Origin of the sequence: Psychromonas ingrahamii 37, from assembly GCF_000015285.1 — a bacterium.
Classification (GTDB): Bacteria; Pseudomonadota; Gammaproteobacteria; order Enterobacterales; family Psychromonadaceae; genus Psychromonas; species Psychromonas ingrahamii.
Map to the genome: position 1 here is coordinate 2602671 of NC_008709.1, position 18446 is coordinate 2621116.

An 18446-nucleotide genomic window follows, 5' to 3' on the forward strand; every position below is an offset into this window, starting at 1 on the left:
TTTTACCTTCCAAGCATAGACATATCTATCTCCTCCGCCAACATTCTCAAAGCATCAGATTGGTTTACCAGAACCAAGATGCTCGCAATCGCACCTTTTAATTGCTCATGAGCTGAAAAATCAGCCCACAGTTTCCGGATCATCTGATTAAAATTCATGTGCCGATTTGTCATATTTGACTGGTAGGCGACGCCTAACAACTGCCGTATAGCATTTCTTGCTTCTGCTATACGCCCTTCCATCGGTTCTAAAACACTTAATACCGTATTCTGAGCTTCATAAATAATAGAAGTTGCAACGGACAGTTGCCGTTTCTTTTTAGATATTTTGGGATCAGTGGCGTAAGAGGCAGCAATAATTTTGCTACGTAAACCCGCTATTTCTGCACACTTAGAAATATTATATTTTTTCATTACCTCTTCAGTATCAAGCAACCATTGATTAAAATCGCCAAGAAAACGCAACTCTTTATTGGCTGATTTTGTGACCAGATCAGGGATAAATAAACATTGCTTTAGCAAATCCTCATACGCGTCGATGTAGGAGTATTTCATAATTACTCTACCATCAATTTGGAGACTATATTACCATCAGCATCTTCCATCACCTGCCACTCCATACTCTCTTCAGTAATCTTCATCTTAATATAAAGCAGAGTTTCCGGCTTTTTTTCTCTCAGTTTATCACTCTCAACCGTTATTTTGGCACTTTCAATTTTTCCAGCTACTGCTCTTTTTTTTATTGCCGGTTGAAGCTGTTTTACCAAATTCATCATGAGTTTTTCTTTGATTTTCTCATCATTCATATTATTTTTTTTAAGCGTTTCATCAAAAATAACACGCCCTTTTTTATCACTGATGATCGTTTCTATTGCAATATCAGACACCGTTTCACTAAAACTCTCCAACGATATTTTTATCTCTGCGCCACTTTTTATTGATTTTTCCAAACTATCAATTTGCAAATAAATTGATTTTCTTAAAGATGTTGAAATCTCCCTGTTAAAGCTCGACACTTTAAAAATATTTTTCACCTCTGCATACGTAATGGCATAAAATAATGTATTATCAATGGGTTGATAATCTTTCTCAACAGTCATTTCCAGTTCATCGATAGCAATAGGGATAGTCAACTCAGTATCATCTATCTTCATTCTGGGAATGGAAAAATGCTTTAACAACTCATCTTCAGCGTACATCTTGGCAATATTGGCAGACTCCACATCGGCGATGACCCGTGCATAGTTCAAATCTTTTACCAGAGAGCCTAAATAATCTTTTAACGTTGGCATACTATTTCCTTGTAGTTTTAAAATGCCTAACCCAGATAAATGACGCACATTCGGCCATTATCTGGATCAGGCATTTATGATGAAAACTCGGCTCTCGGGTTTTCATAATGACCCATCTTTAATTTCCTGTTGGTTGAGCAACTATTGCATCTTCCAAAATACCCAATAGTTTTTCCATACCTGCTGGTATTTCATCCTGGGAAATCTTAATCTTCACACCAAGTTGATAGGTTTTATCAACTTTACTGCCCTGTCTGCTAGTTCTTTGATAAGAAGCATTAACCTTGAAGTTAACCGATGAACTATATTTAACTTGAGCACTGGATTTTGCAAAAAGTGATGTGATCACCCCAGAGCCGCCGCTCGCACTCCCCGATGTACTGGAGTTATATCCAAAACTCGTCGATCCTTTAAACTCAGAACCAACATTTGTAAACTCCATCGACGTTATTTTCGCATTGAAATTAATTTCCCCCTCTTCAACTCTAATAAACGGAATGGGTAACATTGTTAAAATAGGCACTTCCAACTGCATCTCAGCAAAGACAGCCGGCACCGCATCTTTATCTTCAGTTGTAACAGTTACCGCAAGTCCTGTACCACCAGCAACAGAAACGGTAGTACTTCCATCATAACCACTGCCAGCATTGGTCACATTAATCGCTGTTACTGCACCACTGCCATTAACTGTCGCTGTTGCTCTGGCATCAGTCCCGACGCCTGCAATAGTCACTGCAGCACCTTCGGTATAACCAGAGCCCCCATTAGTAACGGCAATACCTGTAATTCTACCTTTGATAGCCGCTTCATAGGGCGAGACCATTTTAGGATATTTAAAATTAACGTAAACGGGTGTTCCAGGCGTCACTTCACCCGTTGTCTCATCCTCAGAATCCGGCGTAAAGCCGACTGATTTTATAAAATCAACGGTTGAAAGAGCCGCCTGAGCCTGCGCATCTACTATCGCGCCCAGCGGCCCTCCGATCATGCTTTGAAAATCGATACTTGAAAGTTCCTGTCCTGGGGAATAATTTGAAATAGCCATAATACTTTCCTCGCATTTAACATTAACGCAAATCGAATGCTCTGCTGGTGCACTCCAATACGGTTTAAAATAAAAACTCAGTATTGATAACAACAATCATCTTATTTCAGATAAAATCCGAATAGGATTATTGTTAAGTAACACCCTATAGAGCCTATAGAACCTAGAGGGCCTTACAAAGAGTATGGTACACTTACCAAGTAAGTAAAGATTATTTTTAGGGTTAGAAATACAAGTGAAAACAATATTAATAGTCAATTATACCGCCCCTAAAGGAGCAGACTTGTAAAGCCAAGTTGACCAGCCCCTTACCGGAGATGATAGATATGTTAAACGATATGTTGGATACAGATACCCAAGAATGAACTTATTTAGCTAAGAAGATGAGAGCTCACTTGTGTGGCATGGTTTGGGCAGCATAGTTTGGACAACTTCTTATATAAAAGTGATTTTAATAAGAATGAACTGAGCATTAGCTGCCTTATTTTTCACTTTTCAAACGGCTACAAAAATTAGCATTTCGTTGAAAACTACAGAGTAATATTTAGGAATCCAATGTCTATTGTATTGTTTATGGTTAGTGACTCGAACTCCAAGAAAATATTATTGGCAGTAGAGGTAACAGTACAGTGGCTCAGTTTAATTAATAAGGCGCCTTAGAAACTAAAAATAAGTGACTAAATTAACTTAGGCACTACTGATGATTATATTCGGGGAAAAGCGAGCATAACTGAGTCGAATTTAATGGAACAGATTACTATCTCACAGGTAAATACAAAAAAGAACTCTGATTGCTCGCTTTTTTGTCATGTTCAAAACCACTTTTTCAGGCTGAATATTCCGCACAAAATTCAATAAATGCATTTAAATTCATTGGCTTAGCGATAAAATAACCCTGCGCTGTATCACACCCAATGCTCTTCATTGTATCCCAATCCTCCTGTGTCTCCACACCCTCGGCAGTGCTATTAACAAGTAGCTTTCGCGCCATGTTGATGCTCGACTCAACGATGATTCGTAGCGACTGATTAGTGGCGACGTCCTTCACAAAAGACTGGTCTATTTTTAGTTCATTGAAGGCAATCCGCGTGAGCTGCTGCATGCTGGCGTAGCCCGTGCCGTAGTCGTCGATAGAAAGACCGAAACCGTGCATGCGCAATCTTGCCAAATTTTCCAAGGCAGGGGCAACCTCGGTCATCGCTGCTGACTCGGTGATTTCAAGAATGATTTTAGTCGGATCAACGCCGGCATCCCGCACCACCTGAGTAATTCTTTTTGCCAGCGTAATATCGCTGAGTGAGGTCAATGATAGATTGACCGAAATTGTCATCCCATAACCCTGATCCTGTAATAAATGGCACGCAACCGTCGCTTTCTCCAGCATCAGAAATGTCAGTTCGTCTATCTCGCTGCTCTGTTCAAGCAAATGGATAAATGCATAAGGCGTGATCACCCCGTGCTCTGAATGTAGCCACCGCGCCAGCGCCTCAGCACCGATAATACGACCCGTTTTAAAATCTACTTTTGGCTGAAAAAATGGCTCAAATTGTTTCGCGCGCACACCGATCATTATTTCATCAAGACTGAAAACAGGTGCACCATGTTAGTATCGGTCACTGCTTGCTGCAATTTAACTTCCGTAGACAACATAGATTTAGAAATCAGTAATTCAAGTTGTGCAACGGTGATCGGTTTCTCTACAACACCGATAAGACGAATATCATAAGCGAGTGACATCTTTGCCACTGAAGCCAGCAATGCGCGGTCCAGCTGACTGAGTATAATGATCGAGGTTGCCACTTTTTCCTGACCTAAATGTCGCAAAAATTCCATGCCATCCATTTCCGGCATATCCATATCACAAATAACAATATCCACTGGCCTGGCATCTGACTCATGCAGCAGATTAAGCGCCTGCCTGCCATTTTCTGCATCGCAGATTGCAGTCACACCCACAGAACGCAACATGTTGACAACCATCCGCCGTTGAAAGCTATCGTCCTCTACAACCAGAATATTAAGTTCACTCGCTTTCATCCGCCTCTCCTTTCGAGTCTGTTAATGTAGCCAAATAGCTATCAAATCGTTCGAATGCATCATGCAGTTCGGTCATTCTTGTTCGTGCACCGTCTATATTTCCTTCCATTGCAGTCTGTTCGATCGTTGCATACGCACTTGCCATCTCGGTGGCGCCCACCATCAGGCAACTACCTTTAATGCGGTGGGCGGTATACTGCACACTGAGAGGATCACCCTGCACTAACATCTCAATCAATTTGCCGCGGTCAGCGCTAATGTATTGCTGAAAATCATACAGCACTTGAATCTGCTCGGCGCTGTCCGGCACAACCTTGCTAAGCTCGGCATAATCGATAGGGCCTTTAGTCTCACCGCCAGCATAAGCGGTGAATTGATTCTTCTCTGGTGCAGGGATCGACAGCCACTTGGCCAGCATCGTTTTTAATAGTGTCATACCGCTAAGTTTGACCAATAGTCCATCCATCCCGGCATCCTCACAAAACTGCCCTTCCTCAATGCGCGCATTGGCCGTCCACGCAATGATTGGGGTGCGTGGAAGTATTTCCTCCATTTCTATCTTGCGAACCGCTCGTGCAAAGGAATAACCATCCATTTCCGGCATATGACAGTCAGTGATAACCAGCGCAAAGTGCCCTGCCCTCCACTTTGACAATGCGACCAGCCCATCCTCAGCCGTCTCAACTCGTAAACCAAGCAACGTGATCTGGCGCGCCAGCAGGTCGCGATTGATAGGATGATCATCTACCGCCAATATCATCGGTGCATCCTCGCGGTTGTCAAACAGTGGCCTTATCTTCTTCTGCTCAACGACAGGGACTGGCGTTGGTAATGCCTCGCCGGGCGCCGCAGAAATGGGCAGAATCACGGTAATGCTAAAAATGGCACCCAGCCCTGGCTCACTGACCAGTTCGATCTTCCCATCCAGAAATTCTGCCAGATGCAGACAGATCGACAGTCCTAGTCCAGTTCCACCATATTGGCGGGCGGTATCTGCACTCTCCTGTTGGAAGCGTTCAAACAATTTTGGCTGAACAATCTTGGGGATGCCCACACCGGTGTCCTTGACAAAAAAACGTATCCGCTCACCGCTCTCAAGTTGCTCTAAGAGTTCAGCGCACAGCTCGATTTCTCCTTGTTCGGTAAATTTGAGCGCATTGCTGACAAAGTTGTTCAGTACCTGCGAAAGGCGAAGCGGGTCGACAATATGCGCAGCGCTGAGTTGGGAATCGGCATGCTGCCACAACTTCAAATTTTTAGCACTGGCGACATGTGAATAGGTATTGACCACCTCTTGTAGCAGCATGGGAATTGAGGTCGATTGTGGAGAAAGGATTAATTTTCCATCTTGAATTTTTGACCAATCGAGAATGTCGTTGACAATTCGTAACAGATTTCTGGCAGAGTCCCACGCTGCTTTCAGTATTGGCTCCTGCTCGTGATCAAGCGGCGACATAGAAAGCACCTCGAGCATGCCCAGCATTCCGGCAAGAGGAGTACGTATCTCATGACTCATAGTGGCAAGGAATGAATCCTTGGCTTGACTAACTTGTTCTGCTGTTTCCTTGGCAGCAATCAGTTGTTGTTCGTGTTGTTGACGCACGCTGATATCACGCACCGTACAAAAGAACCGGTGTGTTTCACTAAGATGCATTTCATTGATAGACAAATCAAGTGGAAAAGTACTGCCATCCTTACGTTTACCCACCACCTTGCGACTGATGCCGGTAGTATTCGTTATTCCCGTATCCAGATGGCGTTTAAGATAATCATTGTGCTCGCTATAATCAGGTTCCGGCATTAAGATATTGACGCTGCCGCCCACCACCTCTTCGCTTTTATAGCCAAAGATGCGTTCAGCGGCAGGATTGAAACTTTGCACTATGCACTGCGCATCGATAGTAATCAGACCATCCAACATATGATCTATAACGCTAGATAAGTGTTTTTCTGACATGACAGCTTTAAGTATCTCGCGATGCACTCGGCGCACCAATGGCAAAAAGATAAGCAGAGTGAGCAGCAAGATGACTGAAATCTGCGTGGCCATAATAATTTTCTGCTGATCGCGTAGGTCGGCCAGACCAGCCTCGCCTTCACGCTGATACTGATTAGTTATATCATTTAAGTTATTAAGCAATACTCCACTGCTAGCATGAATATAGCGAATGTCTGGATTAGCGATGGTTAACTTGTTGTCAGAAGTATTAATCAAGGAACGGGCAGCCTCAATATAATCACTCACGCCCTTATCCACACTATGTGGTGGTTCAAACATCATCCGCTTGATCTCACTCGAGGGGTCACCGAATAATCCTATAGCTTGATCCCCATAAAGCAGACTCTGGTGGGACTTTTCTATTAAATTGCACACTTCCAATAGTCTGTGACGTAAGTTTTGTCGTTCTTCAGGATAACTTATAAGATTACTGCTGATATCGGCAATGCTCTGAGAAAGCATACGCTGTCGACCACTGACATTGATCAAAGCACTGTTTTTTTGGTTGGTCTTAATAACGCCATCTGCAACCATGTAACTACCAAAGATGAGCAGTACAAGTACCAGACAGGCCACCAAGCCAGCGGTGATCAAAATTTTATAAACGTAGATACTTTGTGTTTTTTTATCACCCATAGTGTATTTCCTAGCCCTTGATTATTGTACGAAAATTCTGTATCAGAATATTGCCAAAATAATTGAGTAGAATAATGCCTTTCTTGCGTCCCTGACGACTATTAAGTACTGGTGCACCATAACAAATGATTGATTTATAAGGAATATCCCGCTTCTAGTGCTCCATTTAATATAAAATAAATTGCAGCGATTGATATCCACTTTATCAGTAAATCGGATCGTAAAACAGATGGGCTAGGTTGGTATTAAAGCGATTAACAGGCAAGTGAACGCGTCATTAACGGCATTTAATTTACTAAAAATTGAAGAGCGAACAGAGAAATCAACCAGCAAGCCCGCGGTGATATCAATCGCACTTAGAAACGTCGAAAATTCAATCAACATTTGATCGACAGGATTTTTAACGAGTAAATATTATACCTACGTTGTCATTAAGTATCAATTACTTATAATCATATAGCGATGACGGGGCTATTACATCATAAAACTTTCCAGACTGTTGAAATAAGTAATAGCGTTATTAAGTTTGTTGTTTTTGCCTTTGCTTGTAGGGGTTTTTCAACATGACTTACATACAAACCTGCTCAGCAGTTATTTGAACTACGCTTTATAACTGGAATACTTTTGAGTATTCAGTCTATGTATGTGAAATAATTTTCCTTAGACAAGAGATGCTTGTTAAATAATGGCGAGAGCATCGTAACAAATTGCATAAAAAAATTAATTAACAAGGACAAAATATGGCGGGTTATTTCGCTTCGTTCTATTTAGCCAATCAAATTTTGCCTATTATTAATGCATTAAAGTTCACCCTATATTTTGAACTATAGAGATTACAAATAAAGGGGCTTAATGTTTTATGCGATCCTATTTTCAAAATATCCATGTTTTTTCCTATCAGATCAATAGGAATTAATTATTTTACATTTAAATTAGAATGATCAAATATACGTAGAGTATATAAACAGGTATAAAATCTTTTCGACTACAAAAAGAAGAAAAAAAATCAGTTAAACAATGATCTGCAGTGAAATGCTAGAATTTAAAATGGAAGCGTATGACTCAAAAAGGTCATTATACAATGGTTTCTAGTGATTATTACGAAGGTAAGTGAGTCGTAATCTGAATGAATTCTTACCTCAAATTGAAGTATGGCAGCATGCAACTGCAACTGGCGAATTTTGCCCTGCAGTTGGAGACTCGGTAAAAAAACACTGCCGGTAAATACCGCTGCTGAGCAGATGACTGAGCGTGTAGGTAATTACATTACTATCAACGAAATTTTAAGCTGATAGGCTAGAATTAAAAAAGCAGGGAATTCCCTGCTTTTTTGTTCAAAAAAGTATCGGTAGCCAAACCTTTTAGGTTAATTGCTAAGTGCTAACTTCAACCCGGAATAATGAAATTTCACTGTCGTTTAAAAAACATGATTTAAAAACAATATTTAAAATCATAATGTTATATATTTTCGTATAAAGTACAGTTAATTACGTATGTCCAGCTCTGTGCCTAGGAAGTCTGATAACAGGCAGCTCTGTCACAATTGTGTTTTGACAAGACGAATTGTAATCCAAAGTGGTTACTTTAAGTAATCATGTTGTGCCATTAACTAAGATTCATGTATATCACCCCACACAAGGAAAATGAATATGAGCAAAAATGCGACAAATACTGGCGGTAAATGTCCAGTGATGCACGGCGGTGCAACAGAAGTTAGCATATCGAACATGGAATGGTGGCCGAAGGCCCTGAACCTCGACATTCTTCATCAACACGATAGTAAGACTAATCCGATGGGGCCGGACTTTAACTATCGGGAAATGGTCAAGAAGCTTGACGTAGCAGCGCTCAAGAAAGATATGCACGCACTGATGACCGAGAGTCAGGACTGGTGGCTGGCGGACTGGGGGCACTACGGTGGTCTTATGATCCGCCTGTCCTGGCATGCCGCTGGGACTTATCGTATTGCCGATGGACGAGGAGGTGCCGGTACCGGCAACCAGCGTTTTGCACCGATCAACTCCTGGCCGGATAACGTAAACCTGGACAAGGCGCGTCGTCTGCTCTGGCCAATCAAGAAAAAATATGGCAACAAGCTCAGCTGGGCCGATTTAATTGCCTATGCGGGCACTATAGCTTATGAATCTATGGGCTTAAAAACCTTTGGTTTTGCCTTTGGCCGTGAAGATATCTGGCATCCCGAAAAGGACACCTACTGGGGCTCAGAAAAAGAGTGGCTTGCGCCTAGCGGCAGCGAAGGAAGCCGTTATTCCGGTGAGCGCGATCTGGAAAATCCGCTGGCCGCAGTAATGATGGGATTGATTTACGTTAACCCCGAAGGTGTGGACGGTAATCCCGATCCGCTTAAGACAGCTCATGATATTCGAGTCACCTTTGAGCGAATGGCGATGAACGATGAGGAAACCGTCGCGCTCACCGCTGGGGGTCACACGGTGGGTAAATGTCATGGTAATGGCGATGCCGATCAGCTCGGCGCAGAACCTGAAGGTGCTGAAATTGAAGATCAGGGCTTTGGCTGGTTAAATAAAACCAAGCGTGGTATTGGCCGCGATACTGTATCCAGTGGTATTGAAGGCGCATGGACGACAAACCCTACCCAATGGGATAACGGCTATTTTCAACTGTTGCTAAATTATGAGTGGGAACTGAAAAAAAGCCCGGCCGGTGCTTGGCAATGGGAACCTATTAATATTAAGGAAGAACACAGGCCGGTGGATGTTGAAGACGCCTCTATTCGCTTAACGCCTATCATGACCGATGCCGACATGGCGATGAAGATGGATCCGGAGTATCGGAAGATATCAGATCGTTTCCACCAGGATCAGGATTATTTCTCCGAGGTCTTCGCACGAGCATGGTTCAAGCTGACCCATCGTGATATGGGACCAAAGGTGCGTTATATCGGCCCTGATGTACCGCAAGAAGAGCAGATCTGGCAAGATCCGGTTCCTGCAGGAAGCACTGATTATGATATTCAGGCGGTGAAAGACAAAATAGCTGCCAGTGATCTCAGCGTAAGCGAAATGGTATCGACCGCATGGGACAGTGCCAGAACCTTCCGTGGTTCGGACAAGCGCGGTGGTGCTAACGGAGCACGCATTCGTCTCGCCCCGCAAAAAGACTGGAAAGGTAATGAGCCAGCACGTCTAAGTAAAGTGCTGGCGGTGCTTGAAGGCATAGCGGCCGGAAGCAAAGCAAGTGTTGCTGATGTGATTGTGCTGGCAGGTAACGTCGGTATTGAACAGGCCGCAAAAGCCGCTGGTTTTGATCTGACGGTGCCGTTCTCCTCCGGGCGCGGAGATGCAACAGATGAGATGACGGATCTGGATTCTTTTGACGTACTGGAACCTATTCATGATGGCTATCGCAACTGGCTTAAGCAGGACTACGCCGTGAGCGCTGAAGAGCTGATGCTTGACCGTACGCAACTGATGGGACTAACCGCGCATGAAATGACCGTACTGATTGGGGGTATGCGGGTGATTGGTACTAACCAAGGTGGCACTAAGCACGGTGTGTTGACCGAGCATGAAGGCACACTCAGCAACGACTTCTTTGTTAACCTCACGGACATGAATTACACCTGGAAGCCGACCGGTAATAATCTTTATGAAATCCGCGACCGTAAGACAGATAAGGTCAAATGGACAGCAACACGAGTTGATTTAGTCTTTGGTTCGAATTCGATCCTGCGCGCCTATGCCGAAGTTTATGCACAGGATGACAACAAGGAAAAATTTGTGCAGGACTTTGTATCTGCATGGACTAAGGTGATGAACGCTGATCGTTTCGATCTGATCTGATTTTTGAGCATAGCTCCCTACGGCGCAGATCACTGCGCCGTGGGGATAATAAAAAGCACTTGAATATATTATCCTAAAGCCCATCTCTTAACTAAAAAATACGCTACAAAGATCGAAAAATGGGGTCATGTTTGCACATAAACCCCGTTTTTTTTTATCCTCTTCAGAACACTTCAACTTTCTGCTTAGTGCGCTTTAAAACTATTCGAATGCGACTGAACCCTCAGAATTGTGCTTTATCAACCATTTTCAGCCATATTGGGTTTGAAAAAGCTTTCTTTTCCTTCTTATCTTCTACGACTAAACTTACCCAGCCTGATTTTTGTGGCAGATCAAATACGACCGATACCTTATCGCCCGATAGCGTCTGCTCACTGATCACACCATCATTGCCGATTAACTGCACCGACTTAAGCCCATTAACCGATAGCAGGTCAAAATTGATTGATTTCTGCTGATTTTTAGCCAGCTTTATGGTGTCGCCAAACATAACGTCTTGTGGGTATATTACGGGGCCAAATGACACATAAGCACGGCCATTTTTCATTGCCTGAGCAAATGCTTTAGCGTTTGGTTTACTCCCTGTATAGACAAACATACGGTTAAGACCGGTTGTTTGATTCCAGACATCATGTGTGTCAGAACCGGCAGTATAGTAGTAAGGTAAACCTTCAGACCATAGCTGACGTGCTTTCTCAATCGCTTTTTTATAATCCACTACTGCATTTATCTCGATCAGATCAATGCTTGGATCAAAGCCACCGGGTGCCGTATTTTTCTCCAGGCTGCTCAGATAACCATAAGGAATATAGGGATGGTTAGAAGCGACTACGCTTGCTCCCATACGGCGGGCATCTTTAATAATGCTGTGAATATCATCCACACCCGGATCCACCGATAACTGCGCGCCAATCTCAACAGGGAAGACATTAAAATGTCCCCACGACGGTGAGATTTCTATCGATGGAATAAAGGGTACACCACGCTTATCCGATAGCGCTTTAATAACCACATTGTTTTTTGTTGAGTCATGGTCACTCACAAAAGTAACATTAAGACCGGCTGCCAGTTGTGAACGCACCAGATACTCAGGTGACGTCAACCCTTCCAAGACATCGGCATGATGATGCAGATCACCCGCGTACCAACCTTGTTGCGTTGGATAAGTACTGACTGGGATTGCGCTGGCCAGGTTGGTTGTTTTATTGGGTACAATGCTGGCATCAAGCAACACAGGTTTAGCTAAAAAATTATCACCAGCAGAGACTTTAAGCTGATAATCACCGGGGGCCAAGGTAAATTTGGCCTGCCCGATACTGTCTAACTGGGTGAAGAATGTTTTCGCACCAAAAAATTCAATCAGCGGTTTATTACCTTTTTCAATCTGAATTTTAGCGTCTAATGCAGACTTTGTCTGTGCATCCGTCACCTGGATATTGACTTCGCCCGGGGATAAAAGGTCAGCGAAAGAAAGTGTTTGCGACTCATTATTTTTGATAGTGATGTCATGCTTTGTACTGTCTGAATAACCCTTACCCGCCGCGTATACCTGGTAATCTCCCACAGGCAAATCAATATTATACTCGCCATTCTGACCTATTACCCAAATGTATGGCACGTCATCCTTAAGCACGACCACCGCCGGCTGATTGACAGACTTACCCTGTTGAGTTTTTACGCTGCCCGTCAACGTTCCCGCCTGCAGATTTTTACGCTCAATCTCAGCCTTAACCACCGGCGAAAGGTCGCCACTGGCCAGCACCTGATAATGAGCTTCAAAGGACATTGATTGTGATTTTTTCAGGCTATGTTTTGCATATAGATCCCGTGATTTGTATTTTAGTTCTGTCATATACGGCGCATGCAATGCAATTGCCCAATCCGCGCCATAGCCAACAAAACGGTCTGCTATCGGATTATCAACCACCGCTTCGTCTTTACCCGCATAACCCGGTACGGCAAACTTATAACCACCATCCGGCCATAATGTATAACCGGATAACAGATCAGCGACTGCTTCACCTTCGTTGGTCATGGTGGTTTTAACATGAATAAGATCAGAGTCTGATGCCAGGCTATAAACAGTACTAATGACCATCTTACCAAAATCGCGGGTAATCTTAACTATCGCCTCATCCTTACTGTCTTTAATGATCTCAACGTTTTGATAAGTGTTCGGCCAGCTTGACCAGTTATTTGGAATGAAATCAGCAAAGGCGACACGGTCATTACTTAAGGATCCATCCTTTTTAACATTGGCAATATCAACAATACAACCACGCGCTACACCCCAAGGAGGCGCAGAGCCAACCGCTAACGAAAAGGCCAATTTATTATTCCTGACGGTTAAGTCTTTCTCGGAAGTTGCATTACCGGCGGGGATAATAGTCTTACCCTGAATAATACTGACCGCTGCATGGCTCTGCGCCGTGGCAGCCAAACCAGAAGCTAACATAACGACACTCACAAGCAGGGTTTTACGAAATGATTTTATCATTACTGTTTACCTTACGCAGACACTGTAGCCTGCTTTTTATTTAAAGGAGAATTTAGTAAAAAGCAGGCTACAGTGTCTGCGACAAAAGTGCAAAAAAGTCCAAGTATTTGATTTTTAAGAAAATATATAAAATTCATAAGTTTAAAATTAAAATACTGATCCGAATAACACCACATATTTGTAGATTTAAAAGTCAGTTTGGGGAGAAATAGTTCAAGAAGTATATGATCATTCAAGTTTTATTAAAAAATCCTTAAGCACTCGACATTGACTTTATATAATATTTTTTTGCGAATTTCACGGTACTTAACATTTCTAATTAACAATTAAGTGAACTATAGTTGATTAAATATTGATTAATAATTTGGCAGAAAAAGCATCACAGTAAAGATTCTTTCACACGGGAATGTAGATATTGTGCTTATTAATTTAGATAGGTGGGTGTATTTTCGTGCAAAGTGACGTCTGTAAACTGTTAGCTTATAAGCCCTTTCAATATAATGGCGACTTTTTTTAAAAAAGTGTATTACAAAAAGTTACTTGTAGGCTGTAACGATTTTAATGCCTGATTTAAATAAAAGTTATTGGTTGATTTTGATTGATAAGGATATATCACTATGTGTAATGACTTATGCATAATGCCCCCCTCTCCAGATCTGCACAACAAAATAGACGAGTCTAAACGTGCATTCCTAAAGGGAAGTCTTCTTGGTATAGATCAGGTAGATTTACTCGACATGCGAACATTTACCTTGATCACCGGGCGTCCGGCAAAAACCCGTTCACACAACAATTCGCTAGAGTCTGCTTCTGTAAAAGGAGTACGTAAAGCACTGGTTTTATTAGTGGACTTCTCTGACAAAAAAGCCACTGAACCCAAAAGTCACTTCAATGATCTCATGTTTTCATTAAGTAAAAACAGCATGCGGGATTACTACCGCGAAGTTTCCTATAATAATCTGGATGTACAAGGTGAAGTAGCAGGCAGTGGCCCAACTAAAGATTGGTTTCGTGCGCCCAAGCCAAAAAGTTATTATACCAATAATGACTTTGGCTTCGGCAGCTACCCGCAAAACGCACAAAAACTGGTCGAGGACGTCATTGATTTAGCGGCATCGCACGTCAACTTTGCCGATTATGATAATTCCGGCGATGGAAAAGTTGAATCCTTAGTGATCATCTGCGCTGGCATCGGTGGCGAGCAATCTGGTAACAAGACTGACTTATGGTCACATAAATGGAGCATAGTACCAAAGTCGGTCGATGGGGTGATCGTTGATCGTTATTTCATGGCACCAGAAAATGGAAAAGTAGGAGTAATGGCACACGAACTTGGGCATCTGCTAATGGGGTGGCCTGACTTATATGATACCGACTACTCCAGTCGAGGTACCGGACGCTGGGATCTAATGGCCGGAGGTAGCTGGAATAATAATGGCGACACCCCGGCTCACCCTACTGCCTGGTGTAAAGAGAAAGCAGGCTGGATCACGCCAACGGTTATTTTTTCTGCCGATCAGGCAATCAATCTGCAACCCTATGCAGATCATGCCCAAGCTTATAAATTGCCCATTGGCAGTGCAGGCAGTAAAGAGTACTTTTTGCTCAGTAACCGAAAAAAGCGCGGCTTTGATCTACATTTGCCCGGTGAAGGTATGATTATTGAGCATATTGATGACAATAAAATCAATAACACCGACGAAAACCATTATCTGGTAGACATAAAGCAATGTGATGGACTGAGGGAGCTAAACTTAAACATTAATAGCGGAAACGCGGGTGATGCTTACCCTAGTACTGCTAACAATTCATTCACTAATAGCACTTCGCCAAGCAGCAAAAGTTACGCTGGCGCAGACTCCAAGATAGCGGTAACCAATATCACTCAGTCCGGTGACAACGTGACAGCTAATGTCAATGTTGGTGGGGCTACAGCTAAGGTTTGGAAGAATAATGTGGCCATTAGCAAAACTTATGCGACTTACCACAGCAAAAATGCCTGGGCATACATTGCCGGTGCCGGCTGGCGCAAAATAGATGGTCTGTCAACCGATGGTGTTACCAATGTATTTATATTACTGGTCTATGCACAAGCGTTCAACAGAAATGTTTCAGTACAAATTGATGGCGATAAAATCTATACCGCTTATATGAACTAGGAGAGATAAAATGAATTTTTCAAACAAAGCTGTAACACGCACTTACGCAACGCCTCATTCTCAAAATTGCTGGGCTTATCTTGCCACTATTGGCTGGAGAAAAATAAAAACAAGCACAAATGATGGCTCTACTAATATGTTTATGATCCTAAATACCGCCAAAGCCAGTGGTAAAACAGTTTCTGGAACGATTGAGGATAGCACCAGTCAAATTACTGACCTTTACCTTAACTAGGAGATTGTAATGGCACAAACCATCATTATTAATATAAATGAAACTGGCGCAAGTGCTGGAGGTTTAAGCATTGAGCAAGCGGTTGAAGTCGATACCCCGAGTCCTGATATGACAGAGATAAACTCATCGGATAACTTTAATGGCGCTCCTGCACCAGAAGGTGCTGACATCTCACAAATAGGATATGGCGAAGCCCCAAGCCCTGATATGACAGAGATAAGCTCATCGGACAGTTTTGATGATGCTCCTGCACCCGCGGGTGATGACATGTCGCAAATAGGACATGCTGAATCCCCAAGCCCAGACTTGACCGAGGTAAGCTCATTGGACAGCTTTGATGATGCTCCTGCACACCCTAAGCCGGCTGGATAGCCTTGCCTCTGAGAGTTAGTTTTAAACTATCGGGCTCTGCAGTTACCGCTCTAGAGCCCGATAATTTTCCAAAGACAAAAGTCATAGCTAACACTTAGAAAATAAGTCTGATTGGATGAATCAAGCACTCACCAAAAAATGATGGAAATCAATATTTCAGCTGCGTTAAAAGCAGTGTTAGCAATTACGTAGCAGCAACATTCATAGGATATTACGCGATCGTATTAAAGTGGTTTTGTTACGTTCATAAGGTTTGATAATTGTAAAATTTAAATGCTATAAAGCAATATTGGAAAGTGATGAATGAATATGCTCGAAATAATCGATATTGGTCCTGTTTAAAACAATATGATTATTTTAAAACTTTTAACCGGCATCTTGAAGTCAAGTGGGTATATAGAGTCTGGGGTATTGGTCTATGTCTGTTTTTTATATTATCGGGAATATGTATGGCAAATGTTAGTGCAGCACCAAATGAATCAATCTTGATTGGACGAGTTATTCGGTTAGAAAAACAAGCTAATGGCAAGACGGAAATGCAGCTCAAAGTAGAAGACGTTGAGTGTATTTACGGTCCCTGTTTTTCTGAAAAAGATCAGGAAATAACTTGTTTTACCTTTCAAAACACTAAATACGTGATCATCGGAAGTCGCATTAAGGCAAAGGTCGAATATATAGGCGGCCCACATAATGGCCAATATCAATTATTAAATATTGAAGAATAATCGCTTCAATATACTGGTATGTGAACATGAATAATTGGGATCATGATGTTATCTAATGATTTTCAGGTATCCCTTAAATATTATTATTTCGTTAAAAGAAATCAAAGGGAATTGATTAATCTAAAGCATGTTGACAGTCAGAATATCTAAAGTGGAATGCGATTTTTTTCGACTTGAAAGCTAATGCCCTTTGACCCCATGCGCTTTACAAAAAACGTACTTAATTGCACTAATCACCTGTGATCTAGTGATTATTATTCGCCCGGAGTGAAATATAATAGTCAATTAAATAAGTAAGTTATCCTGCCGATACAGCTTAATAAACAGATCGACAACTCAATTTAATCAGCTCATTATTGAAAATATAACAATCCATTTAATATTAAGTAAATATGAATTACCATTGTTTTTTAAGCCAAAAGATTGGAAATGAAAGTTTCTATAGCCTCGTCAGGCCCCCATCAGGAGCATCCATGTTTGAAGCATTAAGGCTTAAGTTTTTTATCTCGAAAGTGCAGGCAGAGCTATTAGCTCAGCATCTAGATCAGAATTTTACAAAGGCTGTATGCCAACTGTCATCAAATATGGAACAGCTCAATTTACTGCGTAAACATGCATACTTTCGAAAAGATAGCATGGCTCCGTTTATAGCTGTTTGTCACCTATTAGGTGACAGTCTGGCGTCAGACACCTTAGAAATAGAAATAAAGAAGACATGTGCAGCCCTACTTGCTGAGCGGCTACAAAAAGCAAGAACCGATCTTAAATTTCATCGGCGTCACTTTAGAATTTTTGGTCACTTAGAGAGAAGACTAGCGCAATGGATAGAAGTTAAAAACGCCTAACCAGTGCTTCAAGTCGTTCCCTAGGCTCAGCAGGACAGGCTAAAGTCAGCCTTAACCGGAACTTGTTATAAATCAAAGTCAGCGCTATAAAATCATTCACACCTTGCTCCTGTTTGCTTTGATGTTTTAAAAATAAAGCAATCAGCATTTAATGATCCGTTTGAATTCAAACTTGTAATATCAACGGCCGCTTCACCCTAATATTTTCAAAATCACTTTAATGTAAATATTGATGCTTTAGGCACGCAGCTTGTAAAGTGCATATTTTCGGCACAAGTCGATTAATCAAAGTATTATACTAAAAATAAATCGGCTATTGCCTTGAAAGCTTTGTATAAACAAATAACGACAAGAAAATAACACTGGCACCCATTATTTTTTGGAGCTCAACAGTCTCACCGAGCATTGTTATACTGAGTATTAATATCCAAATAGGCTCTAAAATCATAATCAATGAAGCGATTTCTATATTCACTGAATACTGCCCTACAGCCTGAAGCAAATAACGCAGTGAGGTTGCGACAATGGTAGACACAATAAACCAGCATATAACGCTGTTACTTAATTCGTAAGATGCATGCTGGGTCAGGGAGACAAAAATTGCACTGCTGATTCCGACGGTGAATAGTTGTAAAAATATAGAAACTAACGGCTTAACCTCTTTTGTCACTTTTTTATTAAACACAAAATAGACGGAAACTAAAGCTGAAGCGAGTAAGAAATACCACTGACTTTTTTCGACATGCCAACCATTAGACAACGTCAGCAGCATCATTCCTAT

Annotated in this window: 14 protein-coding genes; 6 read left to right on the plus strand and 8 right to left on the minus strand. The window is 42.0% G+C overall.

Annotated features, from left to right (window positions below):
- Positions 1 to 2: 2 nt before the first annotated feature.
- The 6 genes from PING_RS11035 to PING_RS19535 all read right to left on the minus strand — a co-directional run bounded on the left by PING_RS11035 (position 3) and on the right by PING_RS19535 (position 7008).
- Positions 3 to 554: a hypothetical protein gene (locus PING_RS11035; RefSeq protein ID WP_011770439.1), complete on the minus strand. Its 552-nt coding sequence runs from the start codon at positions 552 to 554 to the stop codon at positions 3 to 5.
- A 2-nt stretch (positions 555 to 556) separates the two neighbouring features.
- Positions 557 to 1291, minus strand: a complete 735-nt coding sequence (locus PING_RS11040) for a hypothetical protein (RefSeq protein ID WP_011770440.1) — start codon at positions 1289 to 1291, stop codon at positions 557 to 559.
- A 118-nt stretch (positions 1292 to 1409) separates the two neighbouring features.
- The gene (locus PING_RS11045) at positions 1410 to 2336 is read right to left on the minus strand and encodes a DUF2589 domain-containing protein (RefSeq protein ID WP_011770441.1); all 927 of its coding nucleotides are present in this window, start codon (positions 2334 to 2336) and stop codon (positions 1410 to 1412) included.
- Between the two features lie 826 nt (positions 2337 to 3162).
- A complete protein-coding gene (locus tag PING_RS20990; RefSeq protein WP_011770442.1) occupies positions 3163 to 3906 on the minus strand; it encodes an EAL domain-containing protein in 744 nt (247 codons plus the stop codon).
- Positions 3906 to 4373 (minus strand): response regulator, encoded by a 468-nt coding sequence (locus PING_RS20995; RefSeq protein WP_011770443.1) that lies wholly within the window; start codon positions 4371 to 4373, stop codon positions 3906 to 3908. Before PING_RS20995 ends, PING_RS20990 begins: the two co-directional genes overlap by 1 nt.
- Complete coding sequence (locus PING_RS19535; protein WP_011770444.1) at positions 4360 to 7008, minus strand: PAS domain S-box protein; 2649 nt, start codon at positions 7006 to 7008, stop codon at positions 4360 to 4362. Before PING_RS19535 ends, PING_RS20995 begins: the two co-directional genes overlap by 14 nt.
- Before the next feature lie 1649 nt (positions 7009 to 8657).
- Between PING_RS19535 and katG the strand changes: the two genes are divergently transcribed.
- A complete protein-coding gene (katG, locus tag PING_RS11060) occupies positions 8658 to 10832 on the plus strand; it encodes a catalase/peroxidase HPI (protein ID WP_011770446.1) in 2175 nt (724 codons plus the stop codon).
- Between the two features lie 223 nt (positions 10833 to 11055).
- On the opposite strand, the gene PING_RS11065 is transcribed toward katG, so the two are convergent.
- Positions 11056 to 13329 (minus strand): CehA/McbA family metallohydrolase, encoded by a 2274-nt coding sequence (locus tag PING_RS11065; protein ID WP_011770447.1) that lies wholly within the window; start codon positions 13327 to 13329, stop codon positions 11056 to 11058.
- Between the two features lie 617 nt (positions 13330 to 13946).
- Between PING_RS11065 and PING_RS11070 the strand changes: the two genes are divergently transcribed.
- The 5 genes from PING_RS11070 to PING_RS11090 all read left to right on the plus strand — a co-directional run bounded on the left by PING_RS11070 (position 13947) and on the right by PING_RS11090 (position 17665).
- Positions 13947 to 15488 carry a M6 family metalloprotease domain-containing protein gene (locus PING_RS11070; RefSeq protein WP_011770448.1) on the plus strand — a complete coding sequence of 514 codons (1542 nt, stop codon included), beginning with the start codon at positions 13947 to 13949 and terminating at the stop codon, positions 15486 to 15488.
- Positions 15489 to 15498: 10 nt separating this feature from the next.
- The gene (locus PING_RS11075) at positions 15499 to 15723 is read left to right on the plus strand and encodes a hypothetical protein (RefSeq protein ID WP_041766419.1); all 225 of its coding nucleotides are present in this window, start codon (positions 15499 to 15501) and stop codon (positions 15721 to 15723) included.
- Positions 15724 to 15732: 9 nt separating this feature from the next.
- A complete protein-coding gene (locus PING_RS11080) occupies positions 15733 to 16095 on the plus strand; it encodes a hypothetical protein (RefSeq protein ID WP_011770449.1) in 363 nt (120 codons plus the stop codon).
- 449 nt (positions 16096 to 16544) lie between these two features.
- Entirely contained in the window at positions 16545 to 16820 is a 276-nt protein-coding gene (locus PING_RS11085; RefSeq protein WP_041766421.1) for a hypothetical protein, read from the plus strand.
- Positions 16821 to 17293: 473 nt separating this feature from the next.
- Positions 17294 to 17665 carry a hypothetical protein gene (locus PING_RS11090; RefSeq protein ID WP_011770451.1) on the plus strand — a complete coding sequence of 124 codons (372 nt, stop codon included), beginning with the start codon at positions 17294 to 17296 and terminating at the stop codon, positions 17663 to 17665.
- Between the two features lie 313 nt (positions 17666 to 17978).
- Here PING_RS11090 and PING_RS21860 read toward each other — a convergent pair whose 3' ends face one another.
- Positions 17979 to 18440, minus strand: a complete 462-nt coding sequence (locus PING_RS21860; protein WP_408635124.1) for an EamA family transporter — start codon at positions 18438 to 18440, stop codon at positions 17979 to 17981.
- Positions 18441 to 18446: the final 6 nt, after the last annotated feature.